This window comes from Flavobacterium sp. UBA6135, assembly GCF_002428305.1.
Lineage (GTDB): Bacteria > Bacteroidota > Bacteroidia > Flavobacteriales > Flavobacteriaceae > Flavobacterium.
Genome location: NZ_DIVJ01000014.1, coordinates 80,466 through 99,474 on the forward strand (window position 1 = coordinate 80,466; position 19,009 = coordinate 99,474).

At 32.0% G+C, this 19,009-nt stretch carries 19 protein-coding genes and 3 tRNA genes; 14 read left to right on the forward strand and 8 right to left on the reverse strand.

The features are described 5' to 3' along the window. The first annotated feature begins 154 nt into the window (after positions 1–154). The 3 genes from B3L86_RS04440 to B3L86_RS04450 all read left to right on the forward strand — a co-directional run bounded on the left by B3L86_RS04440 (position 155) and on the right by B3L86_RS04450 (position 1,590). Positions 155–769, forward strand: a complete 615-nt coding sequence (locus B3L86_RS04440) for a YqaA family protein (RefSeq protein WP_291115452.1) — start codon at positions 155–157, stop codon at positions 767–769. Continuing rightward, positions 769–1,038: a DUF3817 domain-containing protein gene (locus B3L86_RS04445; RefSeq protein WP_291115454.1), complete on the forward strand. Its 270-nt coding sequence runs from the start codon at positions 769–771 to the stop codon at positions 1,036–1,038. The genes B3L86_RS04440 and B3L86_RS04445 overlap by 1 nt, the downstream gene beginning before the upstream one ends. A 156-nt stretch (positions 1,039–1,194) precedes the next feature. Further along, positions 1,195–1,590, forward strand: a complete 396-nt coding sequence (locus B3L86_RS04450; protein WP_291115457.1) for a glyoxalase — start codon at positions 1,195–1,197, stop codon at positions 1,588–1,590. 2 nt (positions 1,591–1,592) lie between these two features. On the opposite strand, the gene B3L86_RS04455 is transcribed toward B3L86_RS04450, so the two are convergent. Continuing rightward, a complete protein-coding gene (locus tag B3L86_RS04455; RefSeq protein ID WP_291115460.1) occupies positions 1,593–2,360 on the reverse strand; it encodes an META domain-containing protein in 768 nt (255 codons plus the stop codon). A gap of 286 nt (positions 2,361–2,646) precedes the next feature. Between B3L86_RS04455 and B3L86_RS04460 the strand changes: the two genes are divergently transcribed. The 9 genes from B3L86_RS04460 to B3L86_RS04500 all read left to right on the forward strand — a co-directional run bounded on the left by B3L86_RS04460 (position 2,647) and on the right by B3L86_RS04500 (position 11,844). After that, complete coding sequence (locus B3L86_RS04460) at positions 2,647–3,360, forward strand: esterase family protein (RefSeq protein WP_291115463.1); 714 nt, start codon at positions 2,647–2,649, stop codon at positions 3,358–3,360. 38 nt (positions 3,361–3,398) lie between these two features. After that, positions 3,399–4,355, forward strand: a complete 957-nt coding sequence (locus B3L86_RS04465; RefSeq protein WP_291115465.1) for an ATP-grasp domain-containing protein — start codon at positions 3,399–3,401, stop codon at positions 4,353–4,355. 24 nt (positions 4,356–4,379) lie between these two features. Further along, complete coding sequence (locus B3L86_RS04470; protein ID WP_291115468.1) at positions 4,380–5,492, forward strand: carboxylate-amine ligase; 1,113 nt, start codon at positions 4,380–4,382, stop codon at positions 5,490–5,492. 101 nt (positions 5,493–5,593) lie between these two features. Further along, positions 5,594–6,421: a type 1 glutamine amidotransferase gene (locus B3L86_RS04475; protein WP_291115471.1), complete on the forward strand. Its 828-nt coding sequence runs from the start codon at positions 5,594–5,596 to the stop codon at positions 6,419–6,421. A gap of 79 nt (positions 6,422–6,500) precedes the next feature. After that, on the forward strand, positions 6,501–7,691 hold the full coding sequence (locus B3L86_RS04480; RefSeq protein ID WP_291115474.1) for a hypothetical protein: 1,191 nt from the start codon (positions 6,501–6,503) through the stop codon (positions 7,689–7,691). Positions 7,692–7,948: 257 nt separating this feature from the next. Next, positions 7,949–8,923, forward strand: coding sequence for a zinc metalloprotease (locus tag B3L86_RS04485; protein WP_291115477.1), 975 nt, complete (start codon positions 7,949–7,951; stop codon positions 8,921–8,923). 73 nt (positions 8,924–8,996) lie between these two features. Further along, positions 8,997–10,088: an AI-2E family transporter gene (locus B3L86_RS04490; protein ID WP_291115480.1), complete on the forward strand. Its 1,092-nt coding sequence runs from the start codon at positions 8,997–8,999 to the stop codon at positions 10,086–10,088. Continuing rightward, positions 10,089–11,267, forward strand: coding sequence for a class I SAM-dependent methyltransferase (locus B3L86_RS04495; protein ID WP_291115482.1), 1,179 nt, complete (start codon positions 10,089–10,091; stop codon positions 11,265–11,267). A 4-nt stretch (positions 11,268–11,271) separates the two neighbouring features. After that, positions 11,272–11,844 (forward strand): hypothetical protein, encoded by a 573-nt coding sequence (locus tag B3L86_RS04500; RefSeq protein ID WP_291115485.1) that lies wholly within the window; start codon positions 11,272–11,274, stop codon positions 11,842–11,844. Here the strand turns inward: B3L86_RS04500 and B3L86_RS04505 are convergent. From B3L86_RS04505 to B3L86_RS04525, 5 genes are all read right to left on the reverse strand, one after another. Beyond that, positions 11,841–12,473 (reverse strand): M15 family metallopeptidase, encoded by a 633-nt coding sequence (locus B3L86_RS04505; protein WP_291115488.1) that lies wholly within the window; start codon positions 12,471–12,473, stop codon positions 11,841–11,843. The two genes, B3L86_RS04500 and B3L86_RS04505, sit on opposite strands and share 4 nt — an antisense overlap. 27 nt (positions 12,474–12,500) lie before the next feature. Next, the gene (locus B3L86_RS04510) at positions 12,501–12,989 is read right to left on the reverse strand and encodes a hypothetical protein (protein ID WP_291115491.1); all 489 of its coding nucleotides are present in this window, start codon (positions 12,987–12,989) and stop codon (positions 12,501–12,503) included. Positions 12,990–13,164: 175 nt separating this feature from the next. Beyond that, positions 13,165–13,238: transfer RNA gene (locus tag B3L86_RS04515), tRNA-Arg, on the reverse strand. Positions 13,239–13,243: 5 nt separating this feature from the next. Continuing rightward, positions 13,244–13,318, reverse strand: a tRNA-Pro gene (locus B3L86_RS04520). A gap of 8 nt (positions 13,319–13,326) precedes the next feature. Further along, positions 13,327–13,410, reverse strand: a tRNA-Ser gene (locus tag B3L86_RS04525). Between the two features lie 271 nt (positions 13,411–13,681). Here B3L86_RS04525 and B3L86_RS04530 point away from each other — a divergent pair. Then, positions 13,682–14,854 (forward strand): acetyl-CoA C-acyltransferase, encoded by a 1,173-nt coding sequence (locus B3L86_RS04530; RefSeq protein WP_291115494.1) that lies wholly within the window; start codon positions 13,682–13,684, stop codon positions 14,852–14,854. A 22-nt stretch (positions 14,855–14,876) separates the two neighbouring features. Beyond that, complete coding sequence (locus B3L86_RS04535) at positions 14,877–15,638, forward strand: C40 family peptidase (protein ID WP_291115496.1); 762 nt, start codon at positions 14,877–14,879, stop codon at positions 15,636–15,638. Between the two features lie 76 nt (positions 15,639–15,714). Here the strand turns inward: B3L86_RS04535 and B3L86_RS04540 are convergent, their stop codons facing one another. Together B3L86_RS04540 and B3L86_RS04545 are read right to left on the reverse strand one after the other, a co-directional pair. Then, positions 15,715–16,755 (reverse strand): PLP-dependent cysteine synthase family protein, encoded by a 1,041-nt coding sequence (locus tag B3L86_RS04540; RefSeq protein WP_291115499.1) that lies wholly within the window; start codon positions 16,753–16,755, stop codon positions 15,715–15,717. Between the two features lie 81 nt (positions 16,756–16,836). Then, positions 16,837–18,897, reverse strand: a complete 2,061-nt coding sequence (locus B3L86_RS04545; protein WP_291115503.1) for a S9 family peptidase — start codon at positions 18,895–18,897, stop codon at positions 16,837–16,839. Positions 18,898–19,009 lie beyond the last annotated feature (112 nt).

A 19,009-nucleotide genomic window follows, 5' to 3' on the forward strand; every position in this document is an offset into this window, starting at 1 on the left:
ATAATAATTTTCTTCTGCAAAGGTTAAATTTAACTTAAAAATAAGTCTGGTCAGTACTTCGAATGAATATTCCTAAACAATTATTCCTAAATTTACATCCAAATTATATATTCATAATTTTAATCTACTCCAATTATTTGAATTGAATTTAAAGATGGCAAAAGATAGAATAAAAAAGAACAGATGGCGACTTTTGCATCAGTATTATTCTTACACAGGGTTTTACAGATTTATTATTGATGGCGTTAAAAAGGCATCATTACCTCTTATTCTTGTTGTTGTGGCCTTAGTGTATGTTAATTATGAGGTTATAAAAATAAATGATTTATTAAAAATATTAACTGAAAAATATGATGACCTGACTATTTTTAGTGTCTTCTTTATTTCTGAATCTATTCTTGGTTTACTTCCTCCTGATATTTTTATTGCATGGACAAAAAACACCAATTTTCCTATTCTATACTTAGCTGTTCTTGCAATACTATCTTATATTGGTGGCGTTATTTCTTATATTTTAGGTAAAGCAATGCTTTTAATTCCTTCCATTCAAAAATATATGGAAGAAAAAATGGCAAAGCATATAATTAATATGCGAAAATGGGGAGGTTTACTTATTGCGGCCGGTGCACTTCTCCCCTTGCCTTTTGCAATTGCCGCAATGGCGGCAGGAATGATTCGATTCGATTTTAGAAATTTCTTATTATTTTCAGTATTGCGTTTTCTTCGTTTTGTAATCTATGGTTTCGCAATTTATCAAATGCTTAATTAATGAATTCTTTTTTTAAAAAAATTGCCTTTTGGGAAGGTATTTCACTTTTAGTGTTGTTATTCATTGCAATGCCTTTTAAACACCTGCTAGAGATGCCTCTGTTAGTCAAGTATGTTGGTATGGCTCACGGAATTTTATTTATTGTTTATATCGTACTGGCAATCTTTTTGAGTCGTAACTTAAAATGGCCTTTTTCAAAACTCGTAATAGTGTGTTTGGCCTCAATTATCCCGTTTGGTACTTTTTACATCGAAAAAAAGTACTTATAACGATAAGAGTAAATCTATTATTAAATTACATAGCTATTAAAATCCTTTAGTAATACGTGTAACTTTCAGGGTAAAATAATTAACAATCAATTCTTAATAACTATAATGAAGCCTTTGTTTTTTAACAGAGGCTTTTTTATAATTTTAAAAGAAAAAATGACAACTAGAGATTATTACATATCTGAAAACCGTGGTGGAACCTTGGGAATTGTTACAGAACAATCATCTGCTGATGAACGTTTCCAGAATAGCACCATCAGACCGATCCTAAAATTGCAAAATGATTTACTTATTGCCGTTTTTAAAAATTATATTTCTAAACATAAAAATGACTTTTATACCTATTCGGTTGAAAGGAAATTTCAGTTTATTGAAAATGCAATTCAAAAAGATATTAAGTTCAGAAACTCTCTTAAAGGAATCGTGATAGGATTGTTTACGCTTAATGAATATTATGATTACATTCAAAATTCATCTAATTTAAACAAAAGAATGATGAATTTAGTAATTGAACGATTAAAAAGTCAAATACAGCTTTTTGAATTGGAATAGATTTAATCCACTTTTTTCATAATTAGTTTCATTCCGTCCGGATTTGAAAGATAAAGTCTGTTGTTCTTTATTTCGTAGGTTGTTGCAGAAGTAAGAGCTTTTATAAACACTCCTTCTTTATTTTTTGAATCGCACATCATTTTGGAACTCGCTATATCATAAAAACGCAATAATTCACGTTCTTGAAAAAGTTTTCCTCTAATTCTGTTACAACCCCCAAATCCAGAAAAAGCCCTATCATTTGAATTGATCTCCAGAAACGGTAATTCTTCAAGAAAAAAATCTTTTGTAAAGGTTTTGCCTTCAACTTCTTCAAGAACCCAAATATCATGTAATCTGTAATCAAAGGTATAATTTCCGCAACCCTTTAAAGAGGAGTAGTCTTTTTGTGTTCCTCTTTGAATAGTTACTTCAACTTTATAGTAATATTTTTTTTCTGACATGTTATCAGAACAGTCTTCTTGAATTATAGTTATTTCAATTTTTCCACTTTCAGTTTCTGCTCGATACATTTTTACATTAGAATCCATAGCTCTAATTGGTTCAACATAGGGTGCATTAAAATTTAAGTTTTCATCAAGAGCAGAAAATTTTATCAAACTTTCAGAAATCTCCAAACTCCAAAAGGGTTCAGTTCCAATTGCAGAAAAATAATGAAAAGCCATTTTTTTAGGGATTTCGTCTTCCGGAATCTCAGGTAAGGATTTTAATTTTGTAGTGCAAGAGACAATTAGTATTGTAACAAAAGACATTTGAATTAGCTTTTTCATACTGTGAATTTTGAGTCTAAATTTAAAAATTAAATAAATCTTTTCCGATGAAATACAGCTTTTTATTATAATTTATACCGAATACTTCGAATTTTGGTCTTATCTTTCTCATTTATAACATCTAAAATATTGAAAGAACTTAAAATCAAGTGCGAATTACCTACTCTTTTTTAAGAAATTTTTAGTCATATAAGTAGTATTAGAATATTATGATAATAATTTTCAAAAAATAGATTTTCATGGGTTTTTATGTACATTTTTCAGTATTATTGTTAAAAGTATTATAATGAAAGAAGAATATTTTAAATGGTACTCCCCTAACCTCAATAGAGAAATTGAAATGCTTGTTTTTGGACATGCTGGATATCCGGTAATTGTTTTTCCAACATCCATGGGAAGTTATCATGAAAACCGAGATCAGGGACTAATAAAATCTGCCCAATGGTATATTGAACAAGGCTTAATTCAAATATTTTGTCCGGGAAGCATTGATAAAGACAGTTTTTATAATAAAAATATTCATCCTGTTCATCGCATTCAAAACCATGTATGGTATGATAAGATGATTTGTCATGAAATTGTGGAACGTGTAAAAAACAATACTCCGGTTGGTAAAGTAGCAGTTGCAGGTTGCAGCTTTGGTGCTTATCATGCCGCAAATTTTGCTTTCAGACATCCCGGATATGTAAGCCATATGTTTGCCATGAGTGGTGCTTTTAGTATTAAAAGTTTTATGGATGGCCATCACGATGAAAATGTGTTTTACAATAGCCCCGAAGATTTTATTCACGGTTTAAACGATCCTGAATTATGGCGAATGGATATTGTATTGGGAACTTCCAATTGGGATATCTGTTTAGATGCAAATTTGAGATTGAGTAAAATTTTAGCTCATAGAGATGTTCCTCATTGGTTGGACATTCGACAAGACCGTGAGCATGATTGGCCGGTTTGGCGTGAAATGTTTCCTCATTATCTGTCGCGAATCAAGTTTAATTAAAAAGTATAGTGTAAGTAATACAACTAAATAGAACGTTTATGAAAAAAATTGGAATTTTATTTGGAATGGAAGACACCTTCCCTCAGGCATTCATAGAAAGAGTAAATTCAAAAAATGAAAAAGGCATCATTGCCGAAGCTGTTTCTATTGACAAAGTAGTACAAAACAAAGCCACTGAATATGCTGTGATTATTGATCGAATTTCTCAAGATGTACCATTTTATAGGGCTTATTTAAAAAACGCTGCTCTAACGGGAACTGCCGTAATCAATAATCCATTTTGGTGGAGTGCAGATGATAAGTTTTTCAACAACTGTTTGGCTGATGTTTTAGGAGTTCCGCTACCAAACACAGTGCTTCTTCCTTCTGCAGAACATCCGACTGATACAACCAGTAAATCATTCCGAAATTTAAAATATCCTTTAGATTGGGAAGAAATGTTCAATTATATTGGTTTTCCGGCTTATATGAAACCTTATGCCGGTGGAGGTTGGAAAAATGTTTATCGTTTAGAAAACAGAGATGAATTTTGGGAAATACATCGTGAAACCGGACAATTAGTAATGTTGTTACAGGAAGAAATTGTGTTTGATCAATATTTCAGAGTGTATTGTCTTGGCGGAAAAGCAGTGAGGATAATGCCATATGAACCTAGAAACCCACATCACTTGCGTTATGTTGTTGACGGACCTCCTGCTGATAAAAAACTTTTGGCTACCGTTAAAGAGTATACACTTCGCCTTTGCAAAGGTTTAGGGTATGATTTCAATACTGTTGAATTTGCCGTTAGAGACGGAATTCCTTATGCCATTGATTTCGGAAATCCGGCTCCTGATGCAGAATTAACTTCTGTTGGTAAAGAAAATTTTGATTGGGTGGTCGAAGAAGCTGCAAAAATGGCCATTGAATATGCCAAAAAACACAAAGATGGACAGATGAATCTAACTTGGGGCACTTTTATGAAAGGTTCTGTAAATGACACAAAAAGATTCTAAAACTGAAGTTTTAAACATAAGATTATGAAGAAAGAGTTACCGGTTTTTACGCTTGGTGTTGAAGAGGAATATTTAATTATTGACCCACAAACAAGAGATTTACGTTCACATATGTCCAAAATTGTTGATGGAGCAAAAATAATTCTCCAAGAACAAGTTAAGGCAGAAATGCACCAATCTGTTGTGGAAGTGGGTACAAATATTTGTAAAAACGTCAAAGAAGCTCGTGAAGAAATTACGTTCCTTCGCAAGAAAATTGTAGAACTTGCCGCAAATCAAGGCTTGGTTGTTGGTGCAGCTGGAACACATCCGTTTTCTAAATGGCAAGACCAGCCTATTACAGATGATCCGCGTTATCACATGATTGTTAATGAACTACAAGATGCCGCTAGGTCTAATTTAATTTTTGGAATGCATTGCCATGTAGGAATTGAAAGCCGAGAAGTTGGGTTGCAATTGATCAATCAAGCGTGTTATTTCTTGCCTCATATTTTTGCATTGTCAACCAATTCCCCTTTTTGGGAAGGAAGAAATACCGGATATAAATCATTCAGAACCAAAGTTTTTGATAAATTTCCAAGAACCGGTTTGCCGGAATATTTTGATTCTGTACAATCCTATGATAATTTTCTGGAAACTTTAGTCAAAACAAATTGTATTGATAATCCTAAAAAGATTTGGTGGGACTTGCGTTTGCATCCTTTTTATAACACCATCGAATTTCGTATTTGTGATATGAGCTTGACTGTTGACGAAACTATTTGCATTGTGGCCATTATTCAAGCAGTAGTTGCAAAATTATACAAACTGAATTCTTCCAATATTAGTTTTAACGTCTATAGGTTGGCTTTAATAAAAGAGAACAAATTCCGTGCTGCTCGATATGGCGTTCAAGGAAACATGATTGATTTTGGTTTACAAAAAGAAGTCCCAACCAAAGAACTAATTCTAGAACTACTCGAATTTATTGATGATGTGGTTGATGAATTAGGTAGTCGAGATGAAATTAATTATGTGCATACCATCCTAAAAGAAGGAACCGGTGCCGCAAAACAATTGGCTGTTTTTAAAGAAACACAAGATTTAACCAAAGTAGTAGATTTTATCACAGCTCAATTTACCAAAGGGATTGATTAGAAAAATGGAAAAATGTTAATAGATTTAGTAATAAACCAAAGTTAAACCTAAATTGCTTCTTTTAAAAAAAAGTTATATTTGTTTTATTAAATCAAAATCAAATGGATAGACAGATAAGAATTGCCGTGTTAGATATGTATGATGGAGAGGCAAATCAGGGAATGCGATGCATTTTTGATATCATAAATCGTTTTAACCAAATGATTTCCTTTCAAGTTTTTGATGTAAGAGGCAAAAATGAAATTCCGGATATAAACAAATTTGACATTTATATTTCAAGTGGCGGACCGGGAAATCCGTTGGAAGGTAACGGAATTTGGGATAAAAAATATTTTGAATTGATTGATAGTCTTTGGGATTGGAACAAGGAAAATGAAATGAAAAAACATGTTTTGTTTATCTGCCACTCCTTTCAAATGGCTTGCAAACATTTTGGTTTAGCCGAAATAAACAAAAGAAAAGACACGTCTTTTGGTATCATGACCACGCATAAAGTAAACGAAGGTCTTACTGATGCTTTATTTGAAGGTTTGGAAAATCCATTTTATACCATTGACAGTAGAGATTACCAAGTGGTGCAACCTCATACAAAAAATTTCAAGAAAATTGGAGCACAAATTATTGCACTCGAAAAAATTAGAGACCACGTGCAGTATGAACGTGCCGTAATGGGAATTCGTTTTTCAAAAGAAATTGTGGGTGTTCAATTTCATCCTGAAGCTGACCCAATGAGTTTTCTGGCTCACATGAAAAACAGAGCATTTCGCGAAAAAATCATCGAAATGAAAGGTAGGGTAAAGTTTTTAAAAATGCTGGAAAACTTGGTTGAAGAAGATAAAATTTATAAAACAAATGAAACCATTATTCCTAACTTCCTTCGCATAGCGATTAATGATTTAATGAAACACAAAAAAATACTCTCTAATTAATTTACAAATTTTAAATTTCCAATAAAGGCACATCTGAACAAACATTTGTGCCTTTTGCGATTTAATAAATAAAATTGTTATGAATCCTAGCTATAGAAAACTTTTTAACGAGCATTTTTCAACTGAAAAATACGAACACTTAATTGATAGTATATCAGCTGATTTTAATTATAAACCAACATTTCGCATTGGTGAAACTCCATTTTTCATTTCAAATGAATTAAAAAATCAATTGCTTGAAGGCTGTAATGAAGTTATAGCTTTTATTCAAAAAGATGATTTTAAAGAATTAACAAACAAAGCATTAGAATTAAATAGAAAAGTGCCAAATGAAGACAGTCATACTACTTTTTTTGCTATTGATTTTGGCATTTGTGAAGAAAATGGTGAATTGACACCAAAGTTGATTGAAGTACAAGGTTTTCCTTCTTTGTTTAATTTTCAGAATAATTTGGCTCAAAAATTTGTTGACCACTACCCTTTTCTTTCTGAACTGACTCCTTATTTAAGCGGTTTAAATCATGAAACATATTTAAAATTAATAAAAGAGGTCATTTGCAATAATTACCCAACAGAAAATGTGATTTTATTGGAAATTGAACCTGAAAAACAAAACACCCGAATTGATTTTTTATATTGCAATCGTGATTTAGGCATTCCTGTGGTTTGTGTGACTGAACTCATTCAAAAAGGTAAAAAGCTTTTTTACACCAATGCTGATGGAGTTGAAATTGAAGTGAAACGCATTTACAATCGTGTCATATTTGACGAATTAGATTTGCGAACCGATTTGCAACTCAACTTTGATTTTTCTGATGATTTGGATGTAGAATGGGCCGGACATCCCAATTGGTTTTTTAGAATCAGTAAGTTTATTTTACCTTATCTTAAAGGAAAATATTTTATAGAAACTACATTGCTTAGTGAATTAAAAGAAATCCCATCCGATTTAGAAAATTATGTACTTAAACCATTGTTTTCCTTTTCAGGAAGTGGTGTGGTATTTCATGTCAAACCCGAAGATATTGAAGCCGTAAAAGAAAAAGACTTATATATTTTACAGAAAAAAGTAAACTACCTGCCTATTATTCAATCACCTGACGGAAAAGTTAAAGCAGAAGTCCGCATTTTGTGTGTTTGGCCAAAAGAGGCCTCCGCTCCTATTCCGGTTACCAATTTGGTTCGATTAAGTCGTGGTGAAATGATTGGTGTAAAATTCAATAAAGATAAGGATTGGGTTGGCGGAACTGTTGGAATGTTTGAGAGGTAGTAAACTTTTAGATTACTTATTTTACTAGTAAAAATTGAAATAATAATTTAAAATTGTTATTAAAAATACTGATATATATTTTAAATCTGTTTCAAAAAAAACGCTCAAATATGTTGATATTATCTGTATTAATTTAACAATTATTTGTGATTTTGTTAATAACTTTTTCTGACAAGAGTTAAACAGCTTTAAAAAAGTAATAAAATTGTAATATATTTATTAAAATAATACCAAAAACCTTAAATTATTTATTGATTATGAAAAAAATTTTAGTTTTAGCAGCAGCAATAGCATTTATCGTGAGCTGTTCAAAAGATGAAAATAAATTTGACGATGAAACCGTTGGTATTCATTTTGCAGCTCACAGAGGTTGTGCATCCATGGAAGTATTAGAAGAACAATTAAAAACTGATCCTGGTTTAGCTGCCAGAATGCAACAAATTGAGCAACTTACGGAACGAGCATTTTCAGAAGGTAGATTAGTGAATGGAGTTATAGAAATCCCTGTACATGTAAATATTTTATATAATACTGCTGCTCAAAATATTTCTAATGCTCAGATTCAGTCTCAAATTGATGTATTAAACGAAGACTTTGCAGGTACTAATCCTGATTATAATCAAATTCCATCAGATTTTGCAGGCGTGGCATCAGGAGACATCAAAATCAAATTTATTTGGGATCCAACTACCGGAACTTCTAGAAGGTCAACAACTAAAAAGAATTTTAGAACAAATGACGATATTAAAAAGACTGTAAAAGGCGGGCTTGATCCAACTGATTGTGGTGGTAAATTAAATATTTGGGTGGGTGTATTGGCTAATAATATATTAGGATATGCTCAATTTCCCGGTGGTGCATGTGCTACAGATGGAGTTGTAATTCATACAAATGCTTTTGGACGTGGGAATTATTCTTTATTTACAGCATTTAACAAAGGTAGAACAGCTACTCATGAAGTTGGTCACTGGGCTAATTTAAGACATATTTGGGGCGATGCTACATGTGGTAATGATTTTGTAACCGACACTCCTGTTCATAATTCTTCAAATGGTGGTTGTCCAGTACAACCCCACTTCTCAACCTGTTCAGGTTCTCCAAGAGAAATGACAATGAACTATATGGATTATACTAATGACGCTTGTATGTATATGTTTACATCAGGTCAAAAAAATAGAATGTTAGCTGTTTTTGCTTCCGGTGGACCTAGAGTTGCTTTTTCTCAACCATAATAAATAATTTTATTTAAATTAAAACTCGTTACTTAGTGACGAGTTTTTTTTATTTTTACTCAAATTATAATTTATGATTACTTCAAAAATAATTGCAAACGGAATATTAAGAGCTTTATTCATTTTAGCTTTGATTTCAATAGTTCTACTATTCATATATTCTATAAAAACTGTATTAATTTACTTAATTATAGCCTTAATTTTCTCATTAATTTGTAATCCCATCGTTGAATTTTTAATTAGAAGATTAAAATTCAAAAACTCTTTGGCTGTTCTTTTTACAATTGGAATAATGCTCGCGTTATTTTTATTATTTATACTAATGATTGTACCGCTTATAACTGAACAAGCCAAAAATTTATCGCTTTTGGATACGCAAGATATTCAATCAAAAGTGACACTTATATTTATGGATTTTCAAAATTATTTTAACCAACAGGATGCTTTTATATCTGACCAATTGAAAGATGTAAATCTTTCCAGTTATGTTGATTTCAATTTTTTAACCGGAATTTTTAATAACTTTATCTCTATGATTAGTGGTTTTTTAATGGGATTAGCAACAGTACTTTTTATTAGTTTTTTCTTTTTAAAAGATAAAGTTATTTTCATTTCAGGAATTAAAAGTATCATTCCATCATCACATGAAACTGAAACATTGAATTCATTCAAGAAAATTTATGATTTGCTGAGTAGGTATTTTTCCGGTTTACTACTTCAATTATTTATAGTTTTTGTGTTGTATTTTATTGTTTTATTGATTTTCGGGATTAGTAACGCTTTTGTCATTGCATTCTTTTGTGCTATTTTAAACATCATTCCCTATATCGGTCCGTTAATTGGAAGTATTTTGGCAGCAACCTTAACCATGATTAGCAACATTGGAAGTGATTTTCAAACAGAAATTTTACCGAAAACCATTTATGTTTTAATTGGCTTTGTTATCGTTCAACTGATTGATAATAACTTAAATCAACCTTTAATTTTTTCAAAAAGCACTAAATCGCATCCTTTAGAAATATTTTTAGTCATACTTATTTCCGGTTTCATTTCCGGAATTGTAGGTATGATTGTAGCCGTTCCTGTTTACACTATATTAAAGGTTATTGCAAAAGAATTTTTTCCCAAAAACAGTATTGTAAAAGCTATAACTAGAAAATTATAAATGATTGATGAACTACTACAACCTGAAATTCAGAGTTTTATTTGTAAAAACACAGGTAGACCCATTTCAGATTTGGCATTGAAAAAAAATCCGTTTCCTGAAGTGGATTACAAAGCGATTATCAATCAAATTGAAGCTCGAACAAAATCTAAAGAAAAATTACCCACTTGGTTTAACTGTGAAAACATAGTTTATCCAACCAAAATTTCCATTGAGCAAACTTCTTCTGAAAAAACCGCTAATTACAAATCACAACTAATAAAAGGTGACTCATTAATTGACTTAACAGGTGGCTTTGGGGTTGATGCCTATTATTTTTCATCACAAATAAAAAGAGTTATTCATTGTGAATGGAATAAAGTTTTATCAAAAATTGTAAAGCATAATTTTAATAAATTAAACAAAAGCACAATTGAGTGTTTTTCGGGAGATAGTGAAGAAATTTTAAAAAAATTAAATCAAAAATTGGATTGGATTTATATCGATCCGTCTCGGAGAAGTGATATAAAAGGTAAAGTTTTTTTACTTAAAGACTGTAGTCCAAATGTACCGGAATTACTTGAATTTTATTTTTCTTTTTCTGATAACCTACTTATAAAATCTTCTCCAATTTTAGATTTATCTGCTGGAATTGAAGAACTAAAAAATGTAAAAAGCATACACATTGTTTCTGTAGAAAATGAGGTTAAAGAAATTCTTTGGATGATAGAAAAAAATTATCAAGACAACATTCAAGTTAAATGTGTTGATTTGGCTGATAGTAAACCGGAATTATTTGAATTTTTATTGCCTTCAAATGCTGTAGCAACTTATAGTCTGCCTTTAAACTATTTATATGAACCAAAAGCTGCTCTAATGAAATCAGGAGGTTTTGATGAAATTTCACAGCAGTTCGGTATAGATAAATTACATCAAAACTCTCAACTTTTTACATCCAATGAATTAAAAGCGTTTTGTGGTAGGGTTTTTAAAATTAAAAAACAATTCATCTATTCAAAAGAAAACATGAAATTATTTTTAGCAAACACTAAAGCCAATGTGACTACTCGAAATTTTCCTATTACAGTTGATGAAATCAGAAAAAAATTTAAAATTAAAGATGGTGGAGAAATATATTGTTTTTTTACAACAGCTTTAGATAACCATAAAATTGTTTTACTTTGCGAAAAAATTAAATAAACGAATGAAAAGATTACTAACACTATATTTTGTATTACTTACCAACTTATTATCTGCTCAAAAAAATTGTGACTATGCTATAAACGAAACTGATAGTACTGGAACATATAAATCAATAAAAGAATATCTTCTTTATGAACGCGTTTTTGGTTCTTCGGAAAATTATATTTTGGCTACTTTATCAAGTTATAATGGCACTCCTTATTTGAATTTTAAATTACTTCAAAAAAGTTCTGAATTCATCAAAGCAACTTGTTTAAGTAAAAAATCAAAAATTTACCTTCAATTAGAAAATGGAAAAATTATTACTATGCTTCATGAAGACAATGAAGTTTGTGGTAATTTGTTTAAAAATGAGGAAGACAAAAAAAATGTACGCCTTTTAGAAGGTAATTTTTATTTTTTGAAGAATTCGATTGAAGATTTGAAAAAATACCCCATTTCATTGATGAGGGTAGTTTATGGTACGGAAACAATAGATTATGTTATCAAAAAAGAATTAGACTCAGAATTGTTAAAACAATTTTTCAGACCGGAAAGTTTTTTTATGAACTACTTACACTGCATTGAAAACTAATTACATTCCCACTTAAAATTAGAAAGATTATCCAAGGTATCTTGTTTCAAATTATAATGCCACCATTCTGATTTTATCGAATTAAAACCATTGTTTTGAAGTACAGTTTTAAGTAAAATTCTATTTTCTAAAACTTCTTTAGATAGATTTTGATATGCATGAGCTGCCTCTACTCCAAAAAAATCAAAAGTTGTACCCATATCAAGTTCGTTTCCTTTTTTATCTACCAAAGTTAAATCAACTGCACATCCCCTATTGTGAATAGATCCGTTTTTTGGATCAGCTACATAAGTTGGGTTTGGAACAATATCAAACATTATTTTTTGAACATCTGTTGGACGGTAACAATCAAACAATTTGATTTTATAACCTAGCTTAAGAAATTCTTGATTTGCATTCAGTAATGCTTTCACTGTTTTATATCTCAAATAACACTTATCGCAATCGTAAACCTTTGTATTCATAAAGTTATTTGTTGTGGCATATCGCATATCAAGTACAAAATCTGAGGAATATTTTTCAACGTTTACAAATGTTGTATCATGTGGTGTTGAGCTATATCCATGAATGCGTTGTGAAAAAAGATTACTTACAGTCAGAATAAAAAAAAAGGTAAAGATGGCTTTCATACGAAACAATTTATGCTTAAAGATAAACTAATCAAAAAACTCTGACCAGAATTCATGAATTAACTTTTTATGAGCTGCATAAAATAAAACAGCTTTTTCTCTGCTTCTAAAAGCTAAAAATTGTGGAAAAACACCTTGACCAATATAAGGTTTTACTTCTCCGTCAATTAATTCAGGTAATAAAACATAATTGGGCAAGCTTTTGTGCCAACCACTTCTGAATGATTGTAAAAGCTGTGATAATTGTGCTTTTGCTAAAGCAGCTTTTGCTTGGCTTTCGGTAGCAAAAACATTTCTGTTTTCTTCGTTAGTAGGTCTGTTGTGATAAATTTCAACTTTAGAAAAGCTGTCGATATAATAGCCGCTTATGCTATTTAAATCTGACCAATCTTCAACCAATAAGGGATTCTCCTTAAGATAATTTTTCAATGCAGTAACCTCTTCTAAATTTTTCTTTTGAAGAAGCTCTAAAGCATTTAAACGGTTAATTATATTTAATTTTTCCTCAGGTGTCATAGTTACAACCTTTCCATAAAATTAATTGTAGCAATTTGGGGACTACTAAATTTTAAAAAGCATACTAAATTATACTATTTATTAAAACAAAAAGAAAACTTTAATTAAAAAGCATAGAAAATCGATGAATGACTATATTAAACAAAAAAAGCCTCGTAAAACGAAGCTTTTAAAGTGACCCAGTCAGGATTCGAACCTGAGACCTACTGCTTAGAAGGCAGTTGCTCTATCCAGCTGAGCTACTGGGCCATTTGTCGGGGTGGCAGGATTCGAACCTGCGGCCTCCTGCTCCCAAAGCAGGCGCGATAACCGGGCTACGCTACACCCCGAAAAAAAGCGGAGAGACAGGGACTCGAACCCTGGCGACAGTTACCCGTCGACAGATTAGCAATCTGCTCCGTTACCACTCCGGCACCTCTCCTAAATTCTAATAAGAACTCAACTTTTTTGCGGTTGCAAATGTAACGTTTCATTCTATACTTTACAAGAATTTTTACTTGTTTTTTTAAAGTTTTATTTAATTATACTTTAATTGTCTTTAAGTCAGATTTCTATGAAAATTTAAATTTAATAGTTTTTATAAATTTTATAATCAATTTGTTCCATCCTTAAATTAAGTAAACAAAATGCAAAAAAATAGTCTAAAAATAATTAATTTCGCAATCTAAACAGACAACATAACAAATAACAATATGAAAGTAGTAATTGTATCAGCCGCAAGAACTCCAATTGGAAGTTTCATGGGAAGTTTATCCACTGTATCAGCACCACAATTAGGGGCTATTGCTATCAAAGGTGCCTTAGATAAAATCAATCTAGATCCTAAATTGGTCGATGAGGTTTTAATGGGGAATGTGATTCAAGCAGGAGTTGGACAAGCTCCCGCAAGACAAGCAGCTATATTGGCAGGTTTACCAAACACAGTTGCGTGTACTACAATTAATAAAGTTTGTGCGTCAGGCATGAAAGCAGTAATGATGGGTGCTCAAGCCATAAAAAGCGGTGATGCTGAAATTATTGTTGCCGGAGGTATGGAAAACATGAGTTTAATACCTCATTATGTTCATTTAAGAAATGGGTATAAATTTGGTCCCACTTCCTTGATAGACGGAATGCAAAAAGATGGTTTAACGGATGCCTACGACAATAACGCTATGGGTGTTTGTGCAGATTTATGTGCCTCTGAATATAAAATATCAAGAGAAGAACAAGATGACTTCGCAATTCAATCGTATGAACGTTCAGCAAAGGCATGGAGCGAAGGTAAATTCTCAAACGAAGTAGTTCCCGTTGCTGTTCCGCAACGAAGAGGAGAACCAGTCATGGTAACAACAGACGAAGAATTTACGAATGTAAAATTAGATAAAATCCCAAGTTTAAATCCGGTTTTCACCAAAGATGGTAGTGTTACTGCTGCTAATGCTTCAACAATTAATGACGGTGCCGGTGCTGTTGTATTGATGAGTGAAGAAAAAGCAAAAGCATTAGGAGTAAAGCCATTGGCTTATGTTTCAGGCTATGCAGATGCTGCTCAAGAACCAAAATGGTTCACAACAGCTCCTGCAAAAGCGTTACCAAAAGCATTAGATAATGCTAAATTATCTATTAGTGAAATTGATTATTTTGAGTTTAACGAGGCCTTTGCAGTAGTTGGATTAGCTAATGCTAAAATTTTAGGTCTTTCTACAGATAAAATAAATGTTAATGGTGGTGCTGTTTCTTTAGGCCATCCTCTTGGATGTTCTGGAGTAAGAATTATTATCACACTGTTGAATGTTTTAGATCAAAACAATGCTAAATATGGTGCTGCTGCAATTTGTAATGGCGGTGGAGGTGCCTCTGCAATAGTTATTGAAAAAATCTAACTAAATTTGTAGAAAATCGTTAATGTTCGGAATTTGTAATTTAGCCATTGTTCCCATACGAATTGAACCTAATGACAGAAGTGAATTAGTTTCACAACTTTTGTTTGGTGACCATTTTGAAATTTTAGAATCACACAAACAATGGTTCAAAATCAGAGTTCATTTTGACACCTATGAAGGTTGGATTGACCAAAAACAATGCCAAGTAATTACTGAATTTGAGTATGATGAACTTTCAAATAACGATCAAATTTTATCTGCAGATTTGGTTGAATTTATAACTAATCCTGATAATTTGTTGATACCTGTTCCTTTAGGAGCTTCTTTATCCTTTTTAATAATTGAAAGCATAAACAAAAAAAGTTTTGCTTTTGAAGGAATGAAAGTAATTGGAATTAAACCAAAATCAGAATTAATAAAAACAGCTTTTTTATATTTGAATGCTCCCTACTTATGGGGTGGAAAAACACCTTTCGGTATTGATTGCTCCGGTTTTACACAAATGGTTTACAAACTAAATGGATATAAATTATCAAGAGATGCATCACAACAAGCTTTACAAGGAGAACCTTTAAGTTTTATTGAAGAAAGTGAGCCAGGTGATTTAGCCTTTTTTGACAACGAAGATGGTAAAATTATTCACGTTGGAATTATAATGAATGATAACTACATTATTCATGCTAGTGGAAAAGTTAGAATTGACAGGCTTGATCATTTGGGCATATACAATGCAGAATTAAATAAACATACCCATAAACTAAGAGTAATTAAAAAAATTATATAAATATTTTAATAAAGATGAGTTAGTAATTAGAAAAAAATACTATATTTTTTTTCAATATGTACTATCTTTCTCTTCCTTACTTAATAAATTCAATCTTCTGAACTTCCTCCATGTTCACACTGTCAAAAAATCCTTGTTCGCTCATCCAATCATCACTAAAGACTTTACTCATATAACGAGAACCGTGATCAGGGAAAATGGCTATAACATTAGAATTGGAATCAAACTCTCCTTCTTCAGCAAATTGACGAATGGCTTGAACCACTGCTCCTGAAGTATATCCGACAAAAAGCCCTTCTTTTACGGCAATTTCTCTAGTAGTGTGAGCACTCTCTTCGTCTGTTACTTTGATAAATTTATCTATAACATCAAAATCAGTTGCTGTTGGAATTAAATTCTTTCCTAAACCTTCAATACGGTAAGGATAAATTTCTTCACTATCAAACTCTTTGGTTTCATGGTATTTCTTTAATACAGAACCATAAGCATCAACACCTAAAATTCGAATGTTTGGATTTTTTTCTTTTAAATACTTTGCAGCACCTGAAAGTGTACCTCCCGTTCCGCTACAAGCGATTAAATGGGTAATTTTCCCGTTGGTTTGTTCCCAAATCTCCGGGCCGGTAGTTTTATAATGAGCATCAATATTCAATTGATTAAAATATTGATTAATATAAATCGAACCTTTTGTTTCTTCATGCAAACGTTTGGCTACGTTGTAGTACGAACGCTCATCATCAGCAGAAACGTGAGCCGGACAAACATAAACCTTGGCACCCATACTGCGTAACATATCAATCTTATCTCTTGATGATTTCGAACTAACGGCCAAAATACAATTGTAGCCTTTGATAATACTAACCATAGCCAAGCTAAAACCGGTATTTCCTGAAGTTGTTTCTATGATAGTATCACCCGGTGAAAGTAGTCCCTGACGCTCAGCTTCTTCAATAATATAAAGTGCTATTCTATCTTTAGTAGAATGACCCGGGTTAAAAGCCTCTACTTTTGCATAATAATTACCTTCCAAATTTGCTGTGACTTTGTTGAGCTTTATTAACGGGGTATTCCCTATTAAGTCCAACACACTATTGTAAGCTTTTATATGTTCTTTCATAAAAAATAGGTTAGTCAAGGTAAAATTTAAATAAAAATTTTGGATACCTCATAACTTTGCAAATGTATAAAATTTTTTTAATTACTCCTTAATTCCTTCCAAATCTAATAAAAAACTAAATTCTTTGGCCAGTTCTTTCAACGACTCAAAACGGCCTGAAGCCCCGCCATGACCCGCGTCCATGTTTGTATCTAAGAATAATAAATTTTTATCAGTTTTCATAACACGCAATTTGGCTACCCATTTTGCCGGTTCCCAATATTGTACTTGTGAATCATGTAACCCTGTGGATACATACATGTTAGGATAATTTTGAGCTCTTATGTTATCATATGGCGAATAGGACTTCATGTAATCATAATACTTCTTATCATTCGGATTTCCCCATTCATCATACTCTCCGGTGGTTAATGGAATAGTTTCGTCTAACATTGTGGTTACTACATCTACAAATGGTACTCCGGCTAAAACACCATTATACAACTCCGGTGCCATATTAATAACGGCTCCCATTAAGAGCCCTCCAGCTGAACCTCCTTGTGCATAAAGCTTTTTAGGATTGGTATATTTATGTTCGATTAAAAACTTTGAACAGTCTATAAAATCTGTAAACGTATTTTTCTTTTTTAATAATTTACCGTCTTCATACCATTGACGCCCCATGTCTTCGCCACCACGAATGTGGGCTATAGCATAAATAAATCCTCTGTCTAACAAACTTAATATAGTAGAATCAAAATTGGGGTCCATTGAATGTCCATAAGAACCATATGCATATTGCAACAACGGATTGTTGCCGTTTTTCTTCACTTCTTTGCGATAAACCAACGAAATCGGAACTTTGGTTCCGTCTGTCGCTGTTGCCCAAACGCGTTCTTCTTTGTAGTTATTCTTATCAAACTTTCCTCCTAAAACTTCTAGTTCTTTTTTAACTTCTTTCGTTTTAGTTCGCATGTTAAAGTCAATAACCGAATAGGGTGTTGCCAACGATTGATAACCGTAACGAAGAATTTCAGTGTCAAAATCTACATTGGTCCCCACAAACGCAGAATATGTTTCTATTTCAAAAGGTAAGTAATATGCACCTCCTCCACTCCATGGCATGATGCGAATTTTATTTAAACCATTCGAACGCTCTTCAACCACCAAATAGTTTTTAAAAATCTCTATTCCTTCAATCAAAACAGCGTCGTTATGCGGAATAATATCCACCCAATTCTCTTTGGTAGTAGCGTTATCAGGCGTTTTCATTACCTTAAAATTGGTTGCTTTATCTTTATTGGTTACTATATAAAAATGATCATTAAAATGAGAAATAGTGTACTCTAACCCTCTTGTTCTACGTTGAAAAACCTTGAATTTATCATTCGGTTTATTCGCATCTAAAATCTGAAACTCTGTGGTTAAGGTACTGCTGCTATTAATCACCAGGAATTTTTTTGTCTTGGTTTTAGCAATGTAACTATTGAATGTTTCATCTTTTTCATGATAGACCAATTCATCATTTTTTACATCTGTTCCTAATATATGCTTATGAATTTTATCCGAACGCAAGGTTACTTCATCTTTTGTGGTATAAAATAACGTTTTGTTGTCGTTTGCCCAAACTGCTGCACCGGAAACATTTTCTATTTTATCTGCCAGAATTTCTCCGGTTTCTAAGTTTTTTATTTGTAAAGTATAAATTCTTCTGCCCACTACATCAGTAGAAAAAGAAGCTAATTTATTATCCTCACTAATGTTCAGCCCACTCAAGTTAAAATAAGAATGTCCTTTTGCCATTTCATTACAATTGAACAAAATCTCTTCTTCGCCAGTAAGACTTCCTTTTTTACGAGAAAAAATAGGATACTCTTTTCCTTTTTCAAATCGTGTAATGTAATAATAACCATTATATAAATAGGGAACCGATTCATCATCTTCCTTAATACGAGCCTTCATTTCTTCAAACAAGTCTTTTTGAAATGACTTCGTGTGTGCTGTCATTTGCTCATAGTACTCGTTTTCGTCTTTCAGGTATTGAATTACCTCCGGATTTTCACGATCGTTTAACCAATAATAGGAGTCAATTCGTTGGTCTCCGTGTTTTTCCAACACGGTATCTTTTTTTGCTGCTAGTGGCGGAACAAGGGTATCGGTCATAGTGGTCTCCTTTTTTTGACAAGAGGTTGCAAAAATAACGCAAATTAAACTAATGCTTAACTTATAATTCATAAAAAAATAGTTTATCAAAACTATGCAATATACTACATTT

What these genes read in the sequence shown, in the direction of transcription:
- B3L86_RS04440 (WP_291115452.1), top strand. Translation starts at nt 155, where the DNA reads ATGGCAAAAGATAGAATAAAAAAGAACAGATGGCGACTTTTGCATCAG.
- B3L86_RS04445 (WP_291115454.1), top strand. Translation starts at nt 769, where the DNA reads ATGAATTCTTTTTTTAAAAAAATTGCCTTTTGGGAAGGTATTTCACTT.
- B3L86_RS04450 (WP_291115457.1), top strand. Translation starts at nt 1,195, where the DNA reads ATGACAACTAGAGATTATTACATATCTGAAAACCGTGGTGGAACCTTG.
- B3L86_RS04455 (WP_291115460.1), bottom strand. Translation starts at nt 2,360, where the DNA reads ATGAAAAAGCTAATTCAAATGTCTTTTGTTACAATACTAATTGTCTCT.
- B3L86_RS04460 (WP_291115463.1), top strand. Translation starts at nt 2,647, where the DNA reads ATGAAAGAAGAATATTTTAAATGGTACTCCCCTAACCTCAATAGAGAA.
- B3L86_RS04465 (WP_291115465.1), top strand. Translation starts at nt 3,399, where the DNA reads ATGAAAAAAATTGGAATTTTATTTGGAATGGAAGACACCTTCCCTCAG.
- B3L86_RS04470 (WP_291115468.1), top strand. Translation starts at nt 4,380, where the DNA reads ATGAAGAAAGAGTTACCGGTTTTTACGCTTGGTGTTGAAGAGGAATAT.
- B3L86_RS04475 (WP_291115471.1), top strand. Translation starts at nt 5,594, where the DNA reads ATGGATAGACAGATAAGAATTGCCGTGTTAGATATGTATGATGGAGAG.
- B3L86_RS04480 (WP_291115474.1), top strand. Translation starts at nt 6,501, where the DNA reads ATGAATCCTAGCTATAGAAAACTTTTTAACGAGCATTTTTCAACTGAA.
- B3L86_RS04485 (WP_291115477.1), top strand. Translation starts at nt 7,949, where the DNA reads ATGAAAAAAATTTTAGTTTTAGCAGCAGCAATAGCATTTATCGTGAGC.
- B3L86_RS04490 (WP_291115480.1), top strand. Translation starts at nt 8,997, where the DNA reads ATGATTACTTCAAAAATAATTGCAAACGGAATATTAAGAGCTTTATTC.
- B3L86_RS04495 (WP_291115482.1), top strand. Translation starts at nt 10,089, where the DNA reads ATGATTGATGAACTACTACAACCTGAAATTCAGAGTTTTATTTGTAAA.
- B3L86_RS04500 (WP_291115485.1), top strand. Translation starts at nt 11,272, where the DNA reads ATGAAAAGATTACTAACACTATATTTTGTATTACTTACCAACTTATTA.
- B3L86_RS04505 (WP_291115488.1), bottom strand. Translation starts at nt 12,473, where the DNA reads ATGAAAGCCATCTTTACCTTTTTTTTTATTCTGACTGTAAGTAATCTT.
- B3L86_RS04510 (WP_291115491.1), bottom strand. Translation starts at nt 12,989, where the DNA reads ATGACACCTGAGGAAAAATTAAATATAATTAACCGTTTAAATGCTTTA.
- B3L86_RS04530 (WP_291115494.1), top strand. Translation starts at nt 13,682, where the DNA reads ATGAAAGTAGTAATTGTATCAGCCGCAAGAACTCCAATTGGAAGTTTC.
- B3L86_RS04535 (WP_291115496.1), top strand. Translation starts at nt 14,877, where the DNA reads ATGTTCGGAATTTGTAATTTAGCCATTGTTCCCATACGAATTGAACCT.
- B3L86_RS04540 (WP_291115499.1), bottom strand. Translation starts at nt 16,755, where the DNA reads ATGAAAGAACATATAAAAGCTTACAATAGTGTGTTGGACTTAATAGGG.
- B3L86_RS04545 (WP_291115503.1), bottom strand. Translation starts at nt 18,897, where the DNA reads ATGACCGATACCCTTGTTCCGCCACTAGCAGCAAAAAAAGATACCGTG.